Source organism: Xanthomonas sp. A1809, assembly GCF_017746015.1.
Lineage (GTDB): Bacteria > Pseudomonadota > Gammaproteobacteria > Xanthomonadales > Xanthomonadaceae > Xanthomonas > Xanthomonas euvesicatoria.
In genome coordinates, this window is sequence record NZ_JAGHWZ010000009.1 from 261,561 (window position 1) to 282,280 (window position 20,720).

Consider the following 20,720-nt stretch of genomic DNA (forward strand, 5'->3'; position numbering starts at 1 on the left):
GGATGCGCGCACGTCCACGCATCCAGGGTCGCTTCCAGCGCTTGGACTCAGTAAGAAAGTGTCGCCAACAGCGGCACATCTTTCGCCCATTTCTGGCGACCCTGCAGCACCTGCAATTCCACCAGCACGGCTGCGCCAACGACTTCCAGTTCGAGTTGGGCAGCAAGCCCCAAGGCCGCACGCAGCGTGCCGCCGGTGGCCAGCACGTCGTCGACAATCAGTACGCGCGCCCCGCGTGGCAGCGCATCCTCATGCATTTCGATGCGATCGGTGCCGTACTCCAGCGCGTATTCCTGGATCAGCGTGCGCCCCGGCAGCTTGCCCGGCTTGCGCACCGGCACGAAGCCGGTCCGCAGTTCGCGCGCCAGGGCAGCGCCCAGAATGAAACCGCGCGCCTCGATACCCAGCACCGCATCCAGCGGCGTGGTGCGCCACGGCTGCGCCATTTCGTCCAGCGCAGAGGCGAAATCCGGGCCGTCCGACAGCAACGGGGTAATGTCCTTGAAGACGATGCCCGGCTTAGGGAAATCGGCGATGTCGCGAATCCGCTCTGACCAATGGTTGGGTCCGGAAGTCGTGGTGCCGGCGCAGCGGCTGCAGTCAGTCATGAGGGCGGTGGCGTGGTGGCCGGTGGAGTTGCGCCTATTCTAGGCTGCGCACGCCATCCACGCCGGATTTACGGCATACCTGCATCTGAGCGCGTCAGGAACTGCACGACAGCATCGAACACCCGGCGCGATCGCGTGCCCAGTCCGGCCGCCGCGCCGCAAATGCGTCGCGCCCGGGCTGATCGTCGTAAGGGCGGCGCATGACTTCCAGCAACTCCTGCACCCCGGACGGGTCACCCTGCTCGGCACGGTCGATCGCCTGCTGCGCCAGATAATTGCGCAACACATAGCGCGGGTTGGCCAGGCGCATGCGCGCGCGCCGCTCTTCCGGCGACAGCGGATCCTGCTGCAGGCGCGCGGCATAGCGCTGCAGCCATTGCTGCAGCTGCGGCGCATCCGCCAGGCGTTTGTCTTCGTCGTAAAAGGCGTCGCGCAGCTGCGCGGGGTCCGGATGTTCGGGCGACAGGTCGATGAGCCCACGGAAGGTGAGCGTCATGTCCATCTCGGATTCGCGCATCAGGGCGCGCAGCGCGTCGATCAGCTGCAGATCCTCGTCGCGACACTCTGCCAAGCCCAGCTTGGCGGCGGTGTCGCGCCGGTCGCACGCCAGGTAGGTATCGCGAAAACGATCCAGCCCATATTGCAGCAGGGCCTGGTCGGCAAACAGCGGCGCCAGCGCCTGGGCAAGCCGGCCCAGGTTCCAGTAGGCCACTTGTGGCTGGGTGCCGAAGCGATAGCGCCGCCCCTGCGCGTCGGTGGTGTTGGGCGTCCAGTCCGGGTCATAGTCGTCGACCCAGCCATACGGGCCGTAGTCGATGGTCAGACCGAGGATCGACATGTTGTCGGTATTCATCACCCCATGCACGAACCCGACCCGCATCCAGTGCGCCACCATCACCGCGGTGCGCTCGCAGACCTGCCCAAACCAGTCGGCGTAGAGCGCCTCGCCGGCACCGGCCAACGCCGGGAAATCGCGGGCGATGGTGAAATCCACCCACTGCTTCAGCAATGCGATATCGCCGCGTGCGCTGGGCAATTCGAAGTTGCCGAAGCGGATGAACGAAGGCGCCACCCGGCACACGATCGCGCCCGGCTCGCGCTGCGGGTGGCCGTCGTAGAACATGTCGCGCACCACCGCCTCACCAGTGCCGACCAGGCTCAACGCACGCGTGGTCGGCACGCCCAGATGATGCATGGCCTCGCTGCACAGGAATTCGCGGATCGACGAGCGCAATACGGCGCGCCCATCGGCACCGCGCGAATACGGCGTCGGGCCGGCACCCTTGAGCTGCAATTCGTAGCGCCCACCGTCGGTTCCGATCGCCTCGCCCAGCGAAATCGCCCGCCCGTCGCCAAGCTGTCCGGCCCAATGCCCGAATTGATGCCCACCGTAGTTGACCGCCCAAGGCTGCATTCCCGGGTACAGCGCGTTGCCGCCGAACACCTGGGCGAACTGCGCACTGGCGATCTCGGCCGCCTCCAGGCCCAGCACCTGCGCCATCTCCGCCGAATGCGCGATCAGGTGCGGAGCGGCGACCGGCGTCGGCAAGACTGACGACCAGGCCGCGCCCACCTCGCGCCGGCGCGCCCCCTCTTCCGGGTCGCCAGGCAGCTGTTGACGCAGACGATTATCGAAGTGCAAATGTGTCATGCCGGCAAGCCTAGGCCACCGGCGGTGAACCTGACATGGGCGAAGCCGCATCCGGCGCTGCGTGCGTACCGTATCTTCACTCGCTTGGCGTGTGCCGAGCGGGCTCGTCCTGCACATGCTTGCGACGTGCGATAGCCGCTAATAGCCGCCGGCTGCCGATCAGATGCGCACCAGACAGAGGCGAACGTTGCTGGGACGCCACTCTCTGGTCTGCACTTGCCGGCCTGTTGCGTTCGTGCCTGGTCCCCACCACCCTTCCTGCCCCGTACCGATATCGCCCATGCCCTCGCGCGCTTCCCGCTGGTTCCGTCCTGCCCTCCTGTTGCTCGGCTCGTTGACCATGACGGCCTGCAGCAGCGTCTTTTTTGGTGGCATCAATGCCGCATCCAGCCGATCGGGCATCGTCGAGCATCGCGACCAGGTGTTCGATTCCGCGCACGGCCTGGCGCTGGATGTCTACCAGCCGCGCGGCGCAGTCGACGCGCCAGTGGTGGTGTTCTTCTACGGCGGCACCTGGAAGCGCGGTTCACGCGCCAACTATCGCTGGGTGGGGCGCGCACTTGCGCGCCAGGGCGTGGTGGCGATGGTGGCCGACTACCGCAAGTATCCGCAGGTCGGATTACACGGTTTCATGTCCGACGCGGCAGGCGCCACCGCATGGAGCTACCGCCACGCGCACGAGTACGGCGGCAACCTGAATCGCCTCGCGGTGATGGGTCATTCGGCAGGCGCGCATATGGCCGCGTTGCTTGGCACCGATGCCCGCTGGCTGCAGGCGCAAGGCCTCAAACCTCACCAGTTGTGCGGCGTGGTGGGCCTGGCCGGGCCGTACGACTTCATGCCGATGACCGATCCCGAATTGGTCGAAATTTTCGGCGATGCGCCGGCAGCGCAACGGCAATCGCAACCGGTGCGTTACGTCGGCGGCGACGAACCGCCCATGTTGCTGCTGCATGGCGATGCCGACCGCGTGGTCGAACTACAGAACAGCATCTCGCTGCAGCAGGCGCTCAAGCGCGAAGGCGGCAGTGCCGAACTGAAGGTCTACCCCGGCATGGGCCATCTCGGCATCCTGCTGGCGCTGCGCAAATCGCCGGAGCGCTCGCAGGTGCTGAACGATACGCTGCGGTTTGTGCGCCAGTGCCGGGTGCCTTGAAGCGCAATCCGCCCTGACGTCGCTGGGGATTGAGTGACTGCTGCGAAGGGCTGATGGGCAGCGATACCGACGTCGGTGTCGCTGGGTGCCATTCGGATCCGGAATGAGCGGAATACATCGCGATGAGAGACGCCATGTCGTAGCAGCAGACAGCGGGCGTAAAACAGTCCCGCCCACCTACACCCGCACCCCGCTCTCCCTACTCTCCGCTGCCGTCACTTGGCCGGCTTGCTTCCCATCAGCTCGAACGGGCCGCCTTTCTTCAGCGCAGCCTGATACGCCGGACGCGCTTGGATCCGTTCCAGAAACGCGTGCAAACGCGGGTAGTTCTCCAGACCGCCGCCGCGTGCGGCCGCCGCCTGTACCGGGAAGCTCATCTGGATGTCGGCGGCGGTGAAGCGTTCGCCAGCGAACCAGTTGCCGGCCTGCAACGACTGCTCCATCCAGTTCAGATGCAAGGTGAGCTGCGGCCCGACGAAACCCGACATCGCCTTGTCCACGATCGCACGTGCGATGGGCTTGGCGAAGAACGGCATCGGCGCGCTGCGGATGCGACCGAAGATCAGCGTCATCAGCAACGGCGGCATCGCCGAGCCTTCGGCGTAATGCATCCAATAGCGAAACTGCCGGCGCTCGGGCGAATCCAGCGGCCGCGGCGATGGCGACAGCGCGCACTCGGTGTCGTAGCGCTCGGTCAGGTACTCCAGGATTGCCCCAGATTCGGCTACGACCAGGTCGCCATCGACCAGCACCGGCGATTTGCCCAGCGGATGGATCGCGCGCAGCGCCGGCGGCGCCAGCATGGTCTTGGGGTCGCGTTCATGGCGCACGATCTGGTAAGGCAGCGCCAGTTCTTCCAGCAGCCACAGCACGCGCTGGGAACGGGAATTATTGAGATGGTGGACAGTGATCATGAGATAGCTGCGCGCGGAAAGCGCACATCCTACCGATCCAGGCGTCGTCGCTGTGCGCAAGCAGCGCCTGGTGGACGCGCCAGCGAGGCTGACCGCCTGTCGTGCAGACAATAAAAAACGCCAGCCGCTTGCACGGCCGGCGTTTTTGGCAACCCTAAGGTTGCAGGCGGATTAGACCGCCTGCACCTGGTCAGCCTGCATGCCCTTCTGGCCCTGCACGGCGACGAAGGTGACCTTCTGGCCTTCCTGCAGCGACTTGAAGCCGGTGCCCTGGATGGCGCGGAAGTGCACGAACAGGTCCGGGCCGCTTTCCGGGGTGATGAAGCCGAAGCCCTTGGCATCGTTGAACCACTTCACGGTACCGCTCTGACGCTCTGACATTTACTAACTCCTGAACTATTGATGGATAAATCGCAGCGTCCGAAAAGCCGGAGCTGAGACTGAGTTGCAGGCGTTGGTAAAGCGGAACGATGAAGCGAGATCTGTAACGATCCGGCTGCACCAGGCCACGATTCACGGTGACCCTTGCAAACACAGTGCGTGCACAGTACTCGTGTTTTCTGCAAAAAGCGACACCCTGCGTCAAATCTTTTGCAGTCGGGTCCAATCCGACGGCCTGTCGGGACTGTCCCCATCCCAATTGACCGGATGCCACTGCCTGACGCCCCCACAGCTGCGCAGATCATGGGGGCCGTTAACGACACCTGCCCGGCCATGGTCCGCGACGTCCTGGACCGCGCCTCAGCGCCTGTCGCCCCGCCGTGGCCCTTGCAGCCAACCGGCCTCTGAGCCAAGCCCACCCTGCCCTTGCTCGCACCATCCAGCTGTCAGCCAGCCCAGGCCCGGCCGACGACGCACCTCTGCCAGATGCGGGCAACACCCGGCACATGAACCGGCCGCGTATCATAGGCGCCCTTTGCAACCGGCATCCTGATGGCCCTCACCGCCACCGTCCGCAGGGCGGAACTTCAGATCAGCGACATGGACCGCGGCTATTACGCCAACCATTCGCTGACCCTGGCCCAGCACCCTTCCGAGACCGACGAGCGCCTGATGGTGCGGCTGCTGGCGTTCGCGCTATTTGCCGACGATCGTCTGGAATTCGGCCGTGGCCTCAGCAACGACGACGAGCCGGACCTATGGCGGCGCGACTACACCGGCGACCCGGATCTGTGGATCGACCTCGGCCAGCCGGACGAAAGCCGCGTGCGCAAGGCCTGCAACCGCTCGCGCGAGGCGGTGGTCATCGGCTACGGCGGCCAGGCCACCGAAACCTGGTGGAAAAAGCACGCCAACGCCATGGGCCGGTACCGCAATCTGCGCGTGATCGAGCTCGACTCGCAGGCCACCGAAGCGCTGGGCGCACTGATCCAGCGCGGCATGCGGTTCGACGTGATCATCCAGGACGGCGAAGTGCAGATGCTGGCCGACCACGGCAGCGTCACCCTGACCCCGATGGTGCGGCAAGCCCCGGCCGAATGAGCATGCGTTGCGACGTGCTGGTCATCGGCGCCGGCGCTGCCGGGCTGATGAGCGCCTTCACTGCCGGCCAGCGTGGCCGCAAGGTGGTGGTGATCGATCATGCCAACAAGGTCGGCAAGAAGATCCTGATGTCCGGTGGCGGGCGCTGCAATTTCACCAACACCGGCACCACGCCTGGCAACTTCATTTCGGCCAATCGGCATTTCTGCAAATCCGCCCTGGCGCGCTACAGCCCGGCGGATTTTGTGGAGATGGTCGAACGGCATGCCATCGCCTATCACGAGAAAGAGCTGGGCCAGTTGTTCTGCGACATCTCCTCCAAGCAGATCGTGCGCATGCTGCTGGACGAATGCGATGCGGCCGGCGTGCAGATCCGCACCCAGTGCGACGTGCTGTCGGTCCAGCGCGGCAGCGACGGCTTCCAGGTCCAGACCAGCCAGGGGTGCGTGCAGACGCACTCGTTGATCGTGGCGACCGGCGGGCTGTCGATTCCCAGCATGGGGGCCAGCGGCTTCGGCTATACCCTGGCCAAGCAGCTCGGCCATGCGCTGCTGCCCACCCGCGCCGGGCTGGTGCCACTCACATTGAGCGGCAAGCATCAGGAGCGTCTGCAAGCGTTGTCCGGGCTGGCGTTGCCGGTCCAGGCGCAGTGCAACGGAGTCAGCTTTCGCAATTCCATGCTGCTCACCCATCGTGGGGTCAGCGGCCCGGCGATCCTGCAGATCTCCTCGTATTGGCAGCCGGGCGACGATTTGCGGCTGGATCTGCTGCCCGGTCGCGATGCAGCGACGTGGCTGCGCGAACAAAAGCAGCAACGCGGCGCCACCGAGCTGCGCAACGTGCTGGCCGACGTGCTGCCGAAACGGTTTGCGCAACGCTTGTGCGAGCTCTGGCTGCCAGACAAGCCGGTGCGTCAGCTGGATCCGCCGCAGCTGACAGCCGCCGCCGAGCTGCTCGGCAGCTTTCCGCTGATCGCCAGCGGCACCGAAGGCTATCGGACAGCTGAAGTCACCCTGGGCGGGGTCGATACCCAACAGGTCTCCAGTGCGACCATGGAGTCGCGCCTGGTGGCAGGCCTGTACTTTGTCGGCGAGGTACTGGATGTCACCGGCTGGCTTGGCGGTTACAACTTTCAGTGGGCGTGGGCGTCCGGCCATGCAGCGGGGAGCGTGGCGTAACGGCGATGGCGGGGGGCTCGCCCACCGATCAGGTCAGGCGCCTTGAACGCGCCGTCGCGGCATGGACAGCACGCAGTGAAAACGGTCGATGCGCGCCAGAAGGCATCTTCCACGCGCAAATATTGTTCTACGTCTCACACTTGATGCGGCATGCTCCACACACATGGACGTGTCAAACCCCTTCGTGTATTAAAGCCCGTCTCTAGGGAGCCGCGCATGCAAAAAGGCAAAGATCTCACCCTCCGCCTGATGATCGTCGACGACAGCGTGGAGAGTGCGGAGACCATCGTCACCGCGCTGCGCAATGGCGGCATTGCGGTGCGTCCATCGCGACCGCAAAGCCAGGAGGAACTGGCCAGCATGCTGTCGGGCCAGATCGATCTGGCCATCTTGGGTCAGGCGCAGCAGATCCCCATGAGCGCCTTGCAGACCCAGATTGCGGGCAGCGGCAAGGACATCCCGATCATCTTGCTGGCCGAGCGGATCGAAGAGAACGCCCTGGTCGAGGCCGCTTCGCACGGGGTGCGCGCCATTGCATTGCGCCACCGCCCCGCGCATTTGCTTGCACTGGTGCGCTCGGAGTGGGACGACCTGCAGGCCCGCCGCGGACTGCGCCGCATCGAGGCGCAGATGCGCGAGACCGAGCGCCGCTGCGACGCACTCATCGCATCTTCGCGCGACCCGATCGCCTACGTGCATGAAGGCATGCATATCCGTGCCAACGATGCCTATCTGGAAATGTTCGGCTTCGAGTCGTTCGACGATGTCGAAGGCATCTCGCTGCTGGACATGATCGCCGCGCAGTACGTCGACGATTTCAAACAGCTGCTCAAGGCGATGTCCAAGGGCGAACCGCCGCCGGCACAGTACAAGCTCGATGCACGCCGCGTGGAAGGCGACACCTTCCCGGCCACGATGGAGTTCGCCACCGCCACCTATGAAGGCGAGCCGTGCATCCAGGTGGTGTTCCGGCGCCGCGAGGAGTTCGACCCGGAACTGGCGCGCGAAGTCGAAGACTTGCGCCAGCGCGACCAGGTCACCGGCCTGCTCAATCGCCCCACCTTCATGGTGGCGCTGGAACAGGCCGTGGCACAGGCCGGCCGCAGCGAGGGCCAATCCGGCTTCCTGTTGATCGAGCCGGATCACTACGCACGCATCCTGCCCGAGTTCGGGCTGGATTCGGCAGATGCGCTGATTGCTGCGCTTGCCGCGCACGTGGCGAGCGTGCTGGACGACAGCGTATTGGCCGCGCGCTTCGGCGAACACAGTTTCGCCCTGCTGTTGAATGGAAATTACGCGCGCACGCATGCGCTGGCCGAAACCGTGCGCAATGCGTTCGCGCAGCACGTGGTCAGCGTGGGGACGCGCTCGGCCACGGTGACGGTCAGCATCGGCGGCGTGCAGATCGGCGAAAAGATCGCCAGCATCGGCCAGGTACTCAATCGCGGCACCGAGGCGGTGCGCACTACTGCCGAGCTCGGTGGCAACGCGGTCAGCATCTACGACCCGGCTGCGGCGGATCGGGCCGAAGAAGAACGCATCGAACGTTGGGTCGAGCAGCTGCGCGAAGCGCTGGTCGGCGACGGTTTCCTGTTGCATTACCAGCCGGTGCTCAACCTGCAAGGCGAGCCGCTGGAGTTGTACCAGGCCTTCCTGCGCCTGGAACGCAACGGCGAAATGATGTCGCCGAACGCGTTCATGGCCATCGCCGAAGAGCACGACCTGGTCACCGAAATCGACCGCTGGGTGGTGGCGCGGGCCATCCGGCAACTGGGCGAACGCCAACGTGCCGGGCACAAGACCCATCTACTGGTACGCATCGGGCCGAACTCGTTCTCGGACCCGCAGATGATCGACACCATCCGCGAGCAATTGGCGGTCTACGGCGTCCCCGGCGAACGGCTGTGGCTGCAGACGCCGGAGTCGAAGGTGTTTACGCACCTGCGCAACGCGCAGCAGTTCCTGGCTGCGGTGTCGGCGATGGATTGCAAGGTCGGGCTGGAGCAGTTCGGCTCGGGCCTGGATTCGTTCCAGTTGCTGGCGCATTTCCACCCGGCCTTCCTCAAACTGGATCGCGGCATCACCGGCGACATCGCCTCGGCGCGGGAGAGCCAGGAAAAGATTCGCGAAATCACCTCGCGGGCGCAGCCGGCCGGCATTCTGACAATGGCCGAGTTCGTCGCCGATGCGCAGTCGATGAGCAGCTTCTTCAGTGCCGGAGTGGACTACGTCCAGGGCGATTTCGTGGCACCGACCGGGCCATTGATGAATTACGAGTTCGGCTGAAAGCCGGCGCGCCCGCTCGTTCGCAACCTCGCTAAGCAACAAAAAACCCGCACTGCGCGGGTTTTTTGTTGTCTGCCAGGCAGCCGGAGATCCGCCCCCTTACATTGCACTACCGCTGGCGGCGCGCAGTGCAGCGATGCGCTCGGTGAGCGGCGGATGGCTCAGGAACAGCCGGCGCAAGCCCTCGCCCACCCCACCGGAGATGCCGAACGCCTGCACTTGCGAGGGCAAGGTGTTCTGGCCATGGTTGAGCGACAGCCGCTCCAGTGCAGCGATCATCTTGCTGCGGCCGGCCAACTGCGCGCCACCGGCATCGGCGCGGAATTCGCGGCGCCGCGAGAACCACATCGCAATCATGGTCGCGAACAGGCCGAACACCATCTCCAGCGCGAACACGATGATGTAGTACGCAAAGCCACGACCGCCCTCGCGGTTGCCCGACAAGGCGCTGTCGATAATGCCGCCGACCACGCGGGCGAGCACGATCACGAAGGTATTGAGGACGCCCTGCAGCAGCGCCATGGTGACCATATCGCCGTTGGCCACGTGGGCGATCTCGTGGCCAAGCACCGCCTCGGCTTCATCCTGGTCCATGTTCTGCAGCAGGCCGGTGGACACCGCCACCAGGGCGTTGTTGCGGTTGGCGCCGGTGGCGAACGCGTTGATTTCCGGGCCGTCGTAGACCGCTACTTCCGGCATGCCGATGCCGGCAGCCTGGGCCTGGCGGCGCACGGTCTCCAGCAACCAGCGCTCGGTCGGCGTGCGCGGCTCGGTGATGACCTGCGCACCGGTGCTGCGCTTGGCCATGAACTTGGACAGCAGCAAGGAAATGAACGAGCCGCCGAAACCGAAGATGGCGGCCATCACCAACAGGCCACTCATCTGCGCGGGATTGACGCCCAGCAACGACATGACGATGCCGGCGAGCATCAGCACCGCAAGATTGGTCAGCAGGAACAGGAAAATGCGGTTGAACATGGCGCGATGGCTCCACGGATGCGGGGTGAACTGGTGCGGATCTGCGGGTGTTGCGGCTTGAAATCAAGCAAGCACCTGACCGACGATTCAGCTGCCCATGCCATCGCCCCCTTATCTCGGCCGCTTCGCGCCCTCGCCCACCGGCCCCCTGCACTTCGGCTCCCTGCTGGCTGCATTCGGCAGCTGGCTGCTGGCCCGGCATGCCGGTGGGCAGTGGTGCGTACGCATCGAAGACATCGACCCGCCGCGTGCCGAACCCGGCGCCAGCGAACGTCAGCTGCGCACGCTGGCCGCATTCGGGCTGCACTCGGACCTGCCGGTGATGCGGCAGTCCGAGCGCGATGCGGCCTACACCGACGCTATCACTCAGCTGCTGGAATCCGGCCAGGCATTCGAATGCAGCTGCAGCCGGGCCGATCTGGCCGGCATGGGCGGCATCCACCACGCCTGCGTCGCGCCACTGGGCGAGCGCCGTGCGGTGCGCCTGCGGGTGCCGCCGCAATCGCCGGTCGGCTTCGAGGACGCCTTGCAAGGACCGGTGCTGCAGGATGTCTACGCCGAGGTGGGCGATGTGGTGCTGCGCCGCGCCGACGGGTATTGGGCGTACCAACTGGCAGTGGTGGTGGACGATGCGGCGCAGGGCATCACCGATGTGGTGCGCGGTGCCGACCTGCTCGACTCCACCCCGCGCCAGATGGTGCTGCAGCGCGCACTGGGCCTGCCGCAGCCGCGCTACCTGCACCTGCCGCTGATGCTGGATCGCGACGGCCGCAAGCTGTCCAAGTCACACGATGCACCCGCACTGGACGACGCCGATCCACTGCCGGCCCTGCACGCCGCCTGGGTCGCCTTGGGTCAACAGGCCGACGCACTGCCGCGGCATGCAGCCGTGGAAACCCTGCTGCAGCACGCCGTGCAGCATTTTTCGCCACGGCTGCTTCCACGCCAACGCCAGCTGGACCTCGATGCGCGCGCATCCGGCCTCCAGCGTGACTAGAATTGCGGCCCAGCACCGGCGTCCGGGCGCAGCAGTCCCGCACCCGAATCGCCCTCAGCCTCACTTGTTGATTGGAGTCGTCATGACATCTCGCGTCACATTGGTCACCGGCGGCACCGGCGGTATCGGTACTGCCATCTGCAAGCGCCTGGCCGACCAGGGCCACCGGGTCGCCAGCAACTTCCGCAACGAAGAAAAGGCACGCGACTGGCAGCAGCGCATGCAGGCGCAGGGGTACGAGGTCGCCCTGTTTCGCGGCGATGTCGCCTCGTCCGAGCATGCGCGCGCGCTGGTGGAAGACGTCGAATCCTCGCTGGGGCCGGTCGAGGTGTTGGTCAACAACGCCGGCATCACCCGCGACACCACCTTCCACCGCATGAGTGCCGAGCAGTGGCACGAGGTCATCAACACCAACCTCAATTCGGTCTTCAACGTGACCCGCCCGGTGATCGAGGGCATGCGTAAACGCGGCTGGGGCCGGGTGATCCAGATCAGCTCGATCAACGGGCTCAAGGGCCAGTATGGCCAGGCCAACTACGCCGCCGCGAAGGCTGGCATGCACGGCTTCACCATCTCGCTGGCGCGCGAGAACGCGGCATTCGGGGTCACCGTCAACACGGTCTCGCCCGGTTATGTGGCCACCGACATGGTGATGGCCGTTCCGGAAGAAGTGCGCGCCAAGATCGTGGCCGATATCCCCACCGGACGCCTGGGCCGTCCGGAAGAGATCGCCTACGCGGTGGCGTTTCTGGTTGCGGAAGAGGCTGCCTGGATCACCGGCTCGAATCTGGACATCAACGGCGGCCACCACATGGGCTGGTAACGTTTGCTGCAACTTTGCGGTGCAGCATGGATTTTGCTCAAAAACCATGCTGCGCAACATTTTTAATGTGTCCGCTTAAGCAAATAAGGCCTTTTGGCTGTTGCAAGCGCTGCTGCGGTGCGCCATCCTGCGCGCACTATCAGTGTGGGTGAACGTTCCATGGCCGGACTTCGCATCATCAAGAAGTATCCCAATCGCCGTCTCTACGACACGGAAATCTCCAGCTACATCACCATCGAAGATGTGCGCCAATTGATCATCGATGGCGAAGAATTCGAAGTACGCGATGCCAAGAGCGGCGAGGACCTCAGCCGCGCAGTGCTGCTGCAAATCATCGCCGACCGCGAGCAGGACGGCGAGCCGATGCTCTCCACCCAGTTGCTGAGCCAGATCATCCGGTTTTATGGCGACTCGCTGCAGGGCTTCATGGGCAATTACCTGGAGCGCAGCATGCAGGTGTTCCTGGATCAGCAGCAGCAGTTCCGTCAGCAAATGGGCAACCTGCTCGGGCAAACCCCGTGGGCGATGATGAACCAGTTGACCGAGCGCAACCTGGAGTTGTGGCAGGAGTTCCAGCGCAACTTCGGCGCCGGCTTCGGCCGCCCGGGTGGCCCGGGCACGCCGCCGAACCCGCCCGGGGCAAGCGGCCTGGGCAGCGGCCCGATGGGAACCGGCACGCATGGCTCGGCTGGCGGCAATCACGGCACGACCGGCAAGGCCCGCAACCGCGGCTAATAGACAACACGCCATTGCGCAGCCGCCAGGCAGGTGCGGCCGGTGCCGGCATCCTCAGGCGCTGTTCGGACACCCCTGCTCCGCTGCGCCGGCCATGCCAGCTGACGGCTGGTCGCGGTGTGATGTCGACCGTTTCAGATACCGAACGCTGCGCCAGGAGCCCCACGCTCCCAGGCGCAGCCAATCAGTGGCCGGCCTGCGTTGTGCAGGCAGAGCAGATCCGCTCCACGTGGTAGCCGCGCGCACGCAGACGCTCCACTACCCCGTCATTGCCCAGCAAATGCAGCGCACCGACCACCACCAGCGTGGTTCCGCTGCCCTTGCCGAGCCGCCGCTCCAGCCGCGGCACCCAGCGCGCATTGCGCTCGACATTGATGTCCTGATACAGCGCCGGATACTGGCGGCGCATGTCTTCGGCCATCTGCGTGGACAGCGTATGCACATCGCCATTACGCCAGGCTGCATGCAGCTGGCGTAGCTGGTCGGTGGCATCGGCCTCGTCCAGCGACTCTTCCAGCAACTGATGCTGCTCGGTCGGCGACATGCCGTCGAGCAAGGCGATTTGCTCGGCGGCGCGCTCCAGGCCGTCGGCCGGTTTGCCGCGCGCCTGCGCCTGTTCCATCAGGTAATGGTCCAGCCCCGCGTTCGGGTCCATGCCTTGCCGGGTCATCTCCGCCAGGCTGATCGTCAGCGCTACGAACCAGGGCTCGAGCGGCTGCAGGCTCGCCAGCGACATGCCGTACTTGCGCGCGTAGGCGCTCAGCGCCTGCCAGGTCTTCGCATCCAGCGTGTCCTGCAGCGTACGCCCGTCGGTGCGCCGCGCCGCCTGCAGCATGCGACTGGCCAGCTCGGGCGATTGCGCATCGTCAGGCGGCAATTCGAACAGCAGACGGTCGGCCTTGGCGAAGGCCTGCATCACATCCGGCGATAACGGGTAGTCGCTGGGCTTGAGCACATGAAACGAGCCCAGCAGATACAGCGTGCCGCCCTTGCCATCGACCTTCCACAGCAGCGGCACCGGCGGGCCTGCCGGCGCGTCGCCGGCACCGCGCGCCCACACCGGTACGAGCGCGCCGCTCCACAAGGCCAGGCCAAGCAGCGCGCCGCTGCACCAGGTGGCAATCCGCTGGCGCGTCAACGTGGTCCGTCGCCCGGTCACCAGGCTTCTCCGCACATGTGAATGGCGCGCATGTCAGTGCGGCACCTTGTAGGCCTTCTCGCCTGCCGACACCGCCAGATCGATGCGGTTTTCCGGCGGCGGCAGTGGGCAGGTGGCGAACGGGGTGAACGCGCATGGCGGGTTGTAGGCGCGGTTGAAATCGACGATGACATGCCCCGAGGCATCGGGCACGTCCAGATCCAGAAAACGTCCAGCCGGATAGCTGCCGTGACCGCTGGTGCGGTCGGCGAATACCACAAACATCGGCCGCCCTGGCTCGCCGATGGTTTCCAATCGGTAGGTCTTGCCGTCGCGCTCGAACTCGATCGCGCCCGCGTTCGGCTGCTCGCTGCTGATCCCGACGATGTCGACGATCGGGATGGTCTTGCCGACGGAGTTGGGCACATAGCGCGCGTTGATGCGCCAGGATGGATCCACGGGCCAATAGTCCAGACCCGCGAAGTGCGTGCGCGAGCTCGCGTCGGCATGCTTGACCCGTAGCGCATACCGGTCGCCGCGATGGATCAGGCTCAACACGCCCTTGCCTTGGTCGAAATGGATCAGGGTGGGCTGCGGATCGCGATCGGACTGGAAGCGGATCCGGCTGGTCAGCGGCTTGCCATCGAGGGTCAGCGCGGCGCCACGCTCGGGCACGAACCAGACCGCGTTGTTCTCGGTGGACACCATGCCCATCTTCGGTGGGCCTACCGCGAGTCTGATACCGCTGTCGGCGCTGCTGCCGATGTAATGCGCCTTCAGCGACAGCCAATGCAGGCCAACCAGGCTGGTCCAGCCATCGGGCGCGCGCAGTTCCTTCAGCCGCGCTTCGCGCCAGGCGGCGGTGTCGGCCAGAAATGTCTTGTCGAGTGCGACCGGCGCAGCCGGCGGTGGCGCATCGCGCCCGCAACCGACTAACGCCGCTGCGACCAGCATGCCGAGCAGCCAGCCCTTCCCCCCGTGCACTGCCATCAACGCCCCCTCAGAAACCAACGATCGATATCGCTCAGCGTAAACCGCGCCCAGGTCGGTCGGCCATGGTTGCACTGGCCCGAGCGTTCGGTGGCTTCCATATCGCGCAGCAGCGCGTTCATTTCAGGCACGGTGAGGCGGCGGTTGGCGCGCACTGCACCGTGGCACGCCATGGTGGAGAGCAGTTCGTCGCGTGCGCTGGCGATGCGGCGGCTTTGACCATGCTCGCGCAGATCGCCCAGCACATCGCGCAGCAGCGCCTCCGGCTCGGCATTGGCCAGCAGCGCGGGAATGCTGCGCACGTGCAGCGACTGCGGGCCGGCCCGGGTGATCTCGAAGCCGAGCGTGGCCAATGTTTCAGCTTCGCGCTCGGCGGTGTCGGCTTCGCGCTCGCCCACTGCCAGCGTCATCGGCACCAGCAAGGGCTGCGCGTGCAGGCCGATGCTGTCGTGCGCATTTTTGAGCCGCTCATAGCCGATGCGCTCATGCGCCGCGTGCATGTCGACCACGATCAAGCCTTCGGCGTTTTCGGCCAGGATGTAGATGCCGTGCAACTGCGCGACGGCATAACCGAGCGGCGGAACACCGCTGTCTTGCGCAGTTGCCGGCAAACCGGTGCCGGCCATGCTCGGCATGCCTGCCGATTGCTGCGCACTGCTCGGCGGCGGCGCATACAGCGCGCTGTAGGCGGCGCGCGCCTCGTCCACACGCAGTCCCAGCGGCGTTTGCGAAGGCGTCCAGCTCGCGTAGTTGTAGCCGCTACCGCTGCTGCCAGGTGCGTTGCCGTGGTTCGGAACACCGCTGCTGGCAATGTTGCCCAGTCCGCCAGCGGTCACACCTGGGTCGCCGGCACCATCGCTGCCGATACTGTTTGGCGTGACGCCGGCACGGGTATGCGCCAAGGCATCCTGCAGGGTGCGATAGACGAAATCGTGGATCAGCCGCGCTTCGCGGAAGCGCACCTCGTGTTTGGCAGGGTGCACATTGACGTCCACGCGTGCCGGGTCCAGCTCCAGAAACAGCACATACGCCGGCTGACGGCCATGAAACAGCACATCGCCGTAGGCCATCTTCACCGCATGCGCCACGCTGCGGTCCCTGACCGAACGGCCGTTGACGTAGAGGTACTGCTGGTCGGTGCTGGCACGCGAGTAATGCGGTTGCGCAACCCAGCCGTGCAGGCGCAGACCGGCGCCGCTGTGGTCCACGCGCAAGGCCTGGCGCGCAAAATCGTCGCCGAGGGTTTCGCCCAGCCGCGCGTCCGAATACAGATCGCCCGGCTTGTACCGCCGCGACGGCTTGCCGTTGTGCGAGACGCGCAATTCCACATCCGGCCGCGCCAGTGCCAACGAACGCAACCACTCTTCGATGTGGCCGAGTTCGGTGCGTTCGGCACGCAAAAATTTGCGCCGCGCCGGCACGTTGAAGAACAGTTCGCGCACTTCGACCGTGGTGCCCGGCGCATGCGCGCGCGGCACCACCTCGCCCAGGCGACCGCCGTCGATTTCCAATGCGGAGCCGTGCTCGGCGTCGTGGCGACGCGAGGTCAGGGTAAAGCGGCTGACCGAGGCGATCGACGGCAAGGCTTCGCCGCGAAAGCCCAGCGTGGCGACGGTTTCCAGGTCGTCCAGCGAAGCGATCTTGCTGGTGGCATGCCGCGACACGGCCAGCGGCAGTTCGTCCGGGGCGATGCCGCCCCCGTTGTCGCGGATGCGGATCAGCCGGACGCCGCCCTCCTCGAGCTCGATATCCACGCGCGTGGCGCCGGCGTCGAGTGCGTTTTCGACCAGTTCCTTGACCACCGATGCGGGCCGCTCGACGACTTCGCCGGCAGCTATCTGGTTGATCAGAATCTCGGGCAGCTGGCGGATCGCCATCAGCGCACGCTCCATTGCAGCACGCGCGAAACGCGGTAGATCGGCGGTGTGACAGGCAAGACAGACCTCGGCACGGCAATCCGGCGGCGCACAGTCGCCGTCATCTAAGGAATCAGTGCGGAATGATAGCCGAGCGGGTCAGCGGCTGCCGCCGGCCACGGTGCCGACTGCATCGGCTTCGGCTTGCGCACGTGCTGCGAACAACGTGCCTGGCGGCGGTTGGCGGGTAAAGAAGGTATCGATGCCGTCCAGCACGGCGCCAGCGATCTTGCGCTGATAAGCCGGATCGATCAGGCGGCGTTCCTCGTCCGGATTGGAAATGAAGGCGGTTTCCACCAGCATTGCCGGCATGTCGGAGGTGCGCAGCACCGCGAAGTTGGCGCGTTCCAGTTGCGGCTTGTGGTTGTTGCCGATGCGCTTCAATCCTCCAAGCACATGGCCGGCGGCATCTTCGGAGGCCTTCATATGGCCGCTCTGAGCCAGGTCCAGCAACACGTTGGCCAGGGTGCTTTCGGTCTGCTGCAGGCGCACGCCGCCAACTAGATCTGCCGCGTTTTCCTTGTCGGCCAGCCAGCGCGCACGTTGCGACGAGGCTCCCTTGGTCGACAGTACGTACACCGAGGAGCCGGTGGCGCTGCGGTTTTCGGCGGCGTCGGCGTGGATGGAAATGAAGATGTCGGCCTTGGCGGCGCGGGCTTTTTGCGCACGCATCGGCAACGGAATGAACACGTCGGTATCGCGGGTCAGGTAGGCCTTCATGCCTGGCGTGGCGTTGACCTGGCGTGCCAGTTCACGGCCGACCGCCAGGGTGACGTCCTTCTCGCGCTTGCCGGTGGGACCCATGGCGCCCGGGTCCTGGCCGCCGTGGCCCGGGTCGATCGCCACGATCAACGGCCGCATGCCCGGCGCCATCTTGACCCGCGACGCTTCGCTTGGCAGCACGGGGCGCGGCGGCAGGTCGTCGTCGCCTGCAGCAGCCACCGCGCTCGAGGCGCTATTGGGGGCATTTGCCGCGGCATTACCGGAGGTTGCGCCCATCGGTGCGCTGCCGCCATTCAAGATGGCAGCTGCAGATGCGCTGCTGCCCGCCACCACCGCGCCGGACGTGACGTTGGCAGCGGCCCCGGCGGCACGGTTCGGCGTATTGGCGGCAACGCCGGTCGGCGCTGGTGCACCGGAGGTGGCAGGCCGAGGCGTCGGCACACCGGTGGCGACAGTGGTCGGTACCGGGGCCTGAGTGACAGTGGGCAGCGCCGATGCCGGCACAGACGGTGCAGGCGGCGGAGTCGACGGCTGGGACGGCGGCACCGAGGAGGCACGTTGCGCAGATGCGGCCAGGGCGGCCGTTGCGCGTGCAGCTTCGGCCTGCGCATTGAGCGGACGCGGCGCCGGGGCTGCCGTCAGTGCAGCCGCAGCAACGGCGGAGGCCGCCGCCGGCGCCGGATCGCCAGGCCATTCGATCACCAATGTCGACACGCTACCCAGCGTCTGCATCTGCGGCTTGAGCGGCGTCACCGGCGTTGCCAGTTCGAACACCACACGGAATGTGCCAGGCACCGGCTGACCGGTGCGTACCGAGGTCACCAATCCGGCAGCGGACGGCAGCTTGAGACCGCGCATGCCCGAGGATTCGGGAAAATCGACAACCAGGCGCGTCGGGTTCGCCAGCGAGAGCGTTTTGAAGCCGCCGCTGCCGGCCAGTTGAATTTCTGCACGGGTCCCGGTGGCCCCGGTACTGACGCCAACCCCCTTGATTTCGCCGCCCCATGCAGCAAAAACCGCCAGGCTCAAGCTGGCGGTCAGGGTGGAAAGACAGAGCTGGCGGATCCCCGGTGTCATGGCGCTGGATTCAAGCATCCAACTGTGTGAATTGCAAGGCAATTTCCCTTAATAATCCATAACCTGGCGTTCATTCTTCTCGTGAGGAGGCAAAAAGGGCCTGCAACTGGGGCTGCTTGGACAGCCTTTCCATCCAGGCATGCCCGATCGCACTGCGGCCCAGCAACCGAACGCTGCGGCCTTCGCCAGCCACGGCCAGTTCAACGTCCAGATCGACTGGCGGCAGCACGCCAGCACCGCGCTCCGGCCATTCGACCAGCCACAAGCTCGCACTGCCCTCGTCGAGCCCGAGAAAATCCAGCTCGCCCGCATGGCCAATGCGGTACAGGTCCAGGTGCCAGGCTTCATCGCCGGTTGCCAGCGGATAGCGTTCGACCAAGGTGTAGGTGGGGCTGCGAATCGGCCCGGTGACACCGAGTGCGCGCAACAGCGCGCGCGCGAGCGTGGACTTGCCCGCGCCCAGGTCGCCATGCAGCTGCACCACCGCGCTGGCCGGTCGCACGGCGGCCAGCGCCTGGCCCAGGGTTTCGGTGGCCTGCACGTCGTGCAGCTGTCCGTTGAGGTCGATCATGCGATGGCTCCAGCGTTGGCGAGGCGGCGCAGCTCGGCAAGCAGGTCGGTGGGCAGCAGGCCGCGCTCGCCTGCGTGCGCGGCCGCATCGCCGGCACAGGCGTGCAACAAGGCGCCAAGGCTGGCGGAATCGAACGGCGAGAATCCCTGCGCCAGCAATGCCGCGATGACGCCGGTCAACAGATCGCCCATCCCGCCGACCGCCATGCCGGGATTGCCCGCATCGATGATGCGCGGCAAGTGACCTGGCGACGCGACCACGGTGCCGGCGCCCTTGAGCACCACCACGGCGTCGTAGCGTTTTGCGAGTGCAGCGGCAGCGGCCGGACGATCGCGCTGAATCTGTCGGGTCGAAAGACCAAGCAGACGACCGGCTTCGCCCGGATGTGGCGTCAAGATGCGCGGACCACGCGCTGCAACGTCGGTGGAGGCCAGCAGATTCAGCCCATCGGCATCGATCACCACGGCCTTAGCGGCGCCCAGCGCGGCACGCCACAACGCCTGCGCCCAGGCGTCCTGCCCTAGCCCGGGCCCGAGCGCGACTACATCTGCCGCCTCGGCCAATGTGGCGATGTCGTCATCGGCCTGCACGGCACGCGCCATCGCTTCGGGGCAGCGCGCCAGCAGCGGCGTGACATGCTCGGCGCGCGTTGCGACCTGCACCAACCCGGCGCCACTGCGCAACGCCGCTTCGGCGGTCAGCATGATCGCGCCACCGCTGCCGAGATTGCCGCCCACGCACAGCACCCGCCCCGATTCGCCCTTGTGCGTGTTGCGGCGACGCGGGCGCAATTGCGCCGCAAGGGCCTCGCCATTCCAACTGTGTGCGGCTGGCGTGAGCCCGTCGAACGCTGAAAGCGGCACCTCCAGCGCGGCGATCTGACGCTCGCCGGCATGTTCCAGCGCATCGCCGGTATAGAGCCCCAGATGCGGCACGATGAACTGCAAGGTCAGTGCTGCGCGTACCGCCGCACCGAAGGCCACCCCATGGTCGGCATCGATGCCGCTGGGCACATCCAGCGCAAACACCGGCACGCCCGCCGCGTTGATGGCGTCGATCAGGGCGGCGGTTGCATCATCGGGTGCGCGATTCAGGCCGATGCCGAACAGCGCATCGACGATCACATCGACCTGCGCCAGCGGATACGGAAACAATTCGATTGCCCCACCGACGGCGAGGTAGTCGGTACAGGCGCGCTGCGCCAGATCCGAGCCGGGGCCGTGTTCGGTCAGGTGCACCACGCGCACCTGACGCCCTGCGCGGTGTGCCAGGCGCGCCAGCACATAGCCGTCGCCCCCATTGTTGCCGGTGCCGCAGACCACCACGATGCGGCGCGCCTGCGGCCAGCGCTCCAGCAACCACTGCCAGGCCGCCTGCCCGGCGCGTTGCATCAGGGTGTAGCCATCGCCGCCGAGCAGCGTGGTGGCCTGCGCATCGAGCGTGCGCGCGGCGGTGGTGTCGTAAAGATCGAGCGGTGCGTACATGCAGGGAATTCTA

Annotated in this window: 18 protein-coding genes and 1 other RNA gene; 8 read left to right on the top strand and 11 right to left on the bottom strand. The window is 66.0% G+C overall.

Features of this window, described 5'->3' with window-relative positions; genetic code table 11:
• Positions 1-47: 47 nt before the first annotated feature.
• Both J7396_RS13885 and J7396_RS13890 read right to left on the bottom strand, forming a co-directional pair.
• Positions 48-608 (bottom strand): adenine phosphoribosyltransferase, encoded by a 561-nt coding sequence (locus J7396_RS13885; protein WP_209261599.1) that lies wholly within the window; start codon positions 606-608, stop codon positions 48-50.
• A gap of 94 nt (positions 609-702) precedes the next feature.
• Positions 703-2,259, bottom strand: coding sequence for a YdiU family protein (locus J7396_RS13890; protein ID WP_209261600.1), 1,557 nt, complete (start codon positions 2,257-2,259; stop codon positions 703-705).
• Between the two features lie 280 nt (positions 2,260-2,539).
• On the opposite strand from J7396_RS13890, the gene J7396_RS13895 reads away from it, so the two are divergent.
• On the top strand, positions 2,540-3,415 hold the full coding sequence (locus tag J7396_RS13895; protein ID WP_209261601.1) for an alpha/beta hydrolase: 876 nt from the start codon (positions 2,540-2,542) through the stop codon (positions 3,413-3,415).
• 215 nt (positions 3,416-3,630) lie between these two features.
• Here J7396_RS13895 and J7396_RS13900 read toward each other — a convergent pair whose 3' ends face one another.
• A complete protein-coding gene (locus J7396_RS13900; RefSeq protein ID WP_209261602.1) occupies positions 3,631-4,329 on the bottom strand; it encodes a glutathione S-transferase in 699 nt (232 codons plus the stop codon).
• A gap of 171 nt (positions 4,330-4,500) precedes the next feature.
• Positions 4,501-4,710 carry a cold-shock protein gene (locus J7396_RS13905; RefSeq protein WP_008576153.1) on the bottom strand — a complete coding sequence of 70 codons (210 nt, stop codon included), beginning with the start codon at positions 4,708-4,710 and terminating at the stop codon, positions 4,501-4,503.
• Between the two features lie 552 nt (positions 4,711-5,262).
• Between J7396_RS13905 and J7396_RS13910 the strand changes: the two genes are divergently transcribed.
• From J7396_RS13910 to J7396_RS13920, 3 genes are all read left to right on the top strand, one after another.
• Positions 5,263-5,811, top strand: coding sequence for a YaeQ family protein (locus J7396_RS13910; RefSeq protein ID WP_005923173.1), 549 nt, complete (start codon positions 5,263-5,265; stop codon positions 5,809-5,811).
• The gene (locus tag J7396_RS13915) at positions 5,808-6,989 is read left to right on the top strand and encodes an NAD(P)/FAD-dependent oxidoreductase (RefSeq protein ID WP_209261603.1); all 1,182 of its coding nucleotides are present in this window, start codon (positions 5,808-5,810) and stop codon (positions 6,987-6,989) included. Before J7396_RS13910 ends, J7396_RS13915 begins: the two co-directional genes overlap by 4 nt.
• 216 nt (positions 6,990-7,205) lie before the next feature.
• Positions 7,206-9,275, top strand: a complete 2,070-nt coding sequence (locus J7396_RS13920; RefSeq protein ID WP_008576147.1) for an EAL domain-containing protein — start codon at positions 7,206-7,208, stop codon at positions 9,273-9,275.
• Positions 9,276-9,374: 99 nt separating this feature from the next.
• Here the strand turns inward: J7396_RS13920 and htpX are convergent, their stop codons facing one another.
• Positions 9,375-10,253 (bottom strand): protease HtpX, encoded by an 879-nt coding sequence (gene htpX, locus J7396_RS13925; RefSeq protein WP_008576145.1) that lies wholly within the window; start codon positions 10,251-10,253, stop codon positions 9,375-9,377.
• Positions 10,254-10,350: 97 nt separating this feature from the next.
• On the opposite strand from htpX, the gene gluQRS reads away from it, so the two are divergent.
• The 4 genes from gluQRS to J7396_RS13945 all read left to right on the top strand — a co-directional run bounded on the left by gluQRS (position 10,351) and on the right by J7396_RS13945 (position 12,939).
• Complete coding sequence (gluQRS, locus tag J7396_RS13930) at positions 10,351-11,250, top strand: tRNA glutamyl-Q(34) synthetase GluQRS (RefSeq protein WP_209261604.1); 900 nt, start codon at positions 10,351-10,353, stop codon at positions 11,248-11,250.
• Positions 11,251-11,332: 82 nt separating this feature from the next.
• Entirely contained in the window at positions 11,333-12,073 is a 741-nt protein-coding gene (locus tag J7396_RS13935; RefSeq protein WP_011347745.1) for a beta-ketoacyl-ACP reductase, read from the top strand.
• Positions 12,074-12,232: 159 nt separating this feature from the next.
• Positions 12,233-12,808: a polyhydroxyalkanoate synthesis repressor PhaR gene (gene phaR, locus J7396_RS13940; RefSeq protein ID WP_031423057.1), complete on the top strand. Its 576-nt coding sequence runs from the start codon at positions 12,233-12,235 to the stop codon at positions 12,806-12,808.
• Positions 12,809-12,864: 56 nt separating this feature from the next.
• A non-coding RNA gene (locus J7396_RS13945) (sX9 sRNA) lies at positions 12,865-12,939 on the top strand.
• A 53-nt stretch (positions 12,940-12,992) separates the two neighbouring features.
• Here the strand turns inward: J7396_RS13945 and J7396_RS13950 are convergent.
• From J7396_RS13950 to J7396_RS13975, 6 genes are all read right to left on the bottom strand, one after another.
• Positions 12,993-13,967, bottom strand: coding sequence for a TraB/GumN family protein (locus J7396_RS13950; RefSeq protein ID WP_209261605.1), 975 nt, complete (start codon positions 13,965-13,967; stop codon positions 12,993-12,995).
• Between the two features lie 33 nt (positions 13,968-14,000).
• Positions 14,001-14,936, bottom strand: a complete 936-nt coding sequence (locus tag J7396_RS13955; protein ID WP_209261606.1) for a DUF1684 domain-containing protein — start codon at positions 14,934-14,936, stop codon at positions 14,001-14,003.
• Complete coding sequence (gene mutL, locus J7396_RS13960) at positions 14,936-16,813, bottom strand: DNA mismatch repair endonuclease MutL (protein ID WP_209261607.1); 1,878 nt, start codon at positions 16,811-16,813, stop codon at positions 14,936-14,938. The genes J7396_RS13955 and mutL overlap by 1 nt, the downstream gene beginning before the upstream one ends.
• 138 nt (positions 16,814-16,951) lie before the next feature.
• Positions 16,952-18,652 carry an N-acetylmuramoyl-L-alanine amidase gene (locus J7396_RS13965; protein ID WP_209261608.1) on the bottom strand — a complete coding sequence of 567 codons (1,701 nt, stop codon included), beginning with the start codon at positions 18,650-18,652 and terminating at the stop codon, positions 16,952-16,954.
• A gap of 70 nt (positions 18,653-18,722) precedes the next feature.
• Positions 18,723-19,223 (bottom strand): tRNA (adenosine(37)-N6)-threonylcarbamoyltransferase complex ATPase subunit type 1 TsaE, encoded by a 501-nt coding sequence (gene tsaE / locus J7396_RS13970; RefSeq protein ID WP_008576131.1) that lies wholly within the window; start codon positions 19,221-19,223, stop codon positions 18,723-18,725.
• Positions 19,220-20,707 carry an NAD(P)H-hydrate dehydratase gene (locus J7396_RS13975; protein WP_209261609.1) on the bottom strand — a complete coding sequence of 496 codons (1,488 nt, stop codon included), beginning with the start codon at positions 20,705-20,707 and terminating at the stop codon, positions 19,220-19,222. Before J7396_RS13975 ends, tsaE begins: the two co-directional genes overlap by 4 nt.
• Positions 20,708-20,720: the final 13 nt, after the last annotated feature.

Excerpts from the sequence above, each read along its gene's own strand:
- J7396_RS13885 (WP_209261599.1), bottom strand. The coding sequence starts at position 608 with ATGACTGACTGCAGCCGCTGCGCCGGCACCACGACTTCCGGACCCAAC.
- J7396_RS13890 (WP_209261600.1), bottom strand. The coding sequence starts at position 2,259 with ATGACACATTTGCACTTCGATAATCGTCTGCGTCAACAGCTGCCTGGC.
- J7396_RS13895 (WP_209261601.1), top strand. The coding sequence starts at position 2,540 with ATGCCCTCGCGCGCTTCCCGCTGGTTCCGTCCTGCCCTCCTGTTGCTC.
- J7396_RS13900 (WP_209261602.1), bottom strand. The coding sequence starts at position 4,329 with ATGATCACTGTCCACCATCTCAATAATTCCCGTTCCCAGCGCGTGCTG.
- J7396_RS13905 (WP_008576153.1), bottom strand. The coding sequence starts at position 4,710 with ATGTCAGAGCGTCAGAGCGGTACCGTGAAGTGGTTCAACGATGCCAAG.
- J7396_RS13910 (WP_005923173.1), top strand. The coding sequence starts at position 5,263 with ATGGCCCTCACCGCCACCGTCCGCAGGGCGGAACTTCAGATCAGCGAC.
- J7396_RS13915 (WP_209261603.1), top strand. The coding sequence starts at position 5,808 with ATGAGCATGCGTTGCGACGTGCTGGTCATCGGCGCCGGCGCTGCCGGG.
- J7396_RS13920 (WP_008576147.1), top strand. The coding sequence starts at position 7,206 with ATGCAAAAAGGCAAAGATCTCACCCTCCGCCTGATGATCGTCGACGAC.
- htpX (WP_008576145.1), bottom strand. The coding sequence starts at position 10,253 with ATGTTCAACCGCATTTTCCTGTTCCTGCTGACCAATCTTGCGGTGCTG.
- gluQRS (WP_209261604.1), top strand. The coding sequence starts at position 10,351 with ATGCCATCGCCCCCTTATCTCGGCCGCTTCGCGCCCTCGCCCACCGGC.
- J7396_RS13935 (WP_011347745.1), top strand. The coding sequence starts at position 11,333 with ATGACATCTCGCGTCACATTGGTCACCGGCGGCACCGGCGGTATCGGT.
- phaR (WP_031423057.1), top strand. The coding sequence starts at position 12,233 with ATGGCCGGACTTCGCATCATCAAGAAGTATCCCAATCGCCGTCTCTAC.
- J7396_RS13955 (WP_209261606.1), bottom strand. The coding sequence starts at position 14,936 with ATGGCAGTGCACGGGGGGAAGGGCTGGCTGCTCGGCATGCTGGTCGCA.
- mutL (WP_209261607.1), bottom strand. The coding sequence starts at position 16,813 with ATGGCGATCCGCCAGCTGCCCGAGATTCTGATCAACCAGATAGCTGCC.
- J7396_RS13965 (WP_209261608.1), bottom strand. The coding sequence starts at position 18,652 with ATGACACCGGGGATCCGCCAGCTCTGTCTTTCCACCCTGACCGCCAGC.
- tsaE (WP_008576131.1), bottom strand. The coding sequence starts at position 19,223 with ATGATCGACCTCAACGGACAGCTGCACGACGTGCAGGCCACCGAAACC.
- J7396_RS13975 (WP_209261609.1), bottom strand. The coding sequence starts at position 20,707 with ATGTACGCACCGCTCGATCTTTACGACACCACCGCCGCGCGCACGCTC.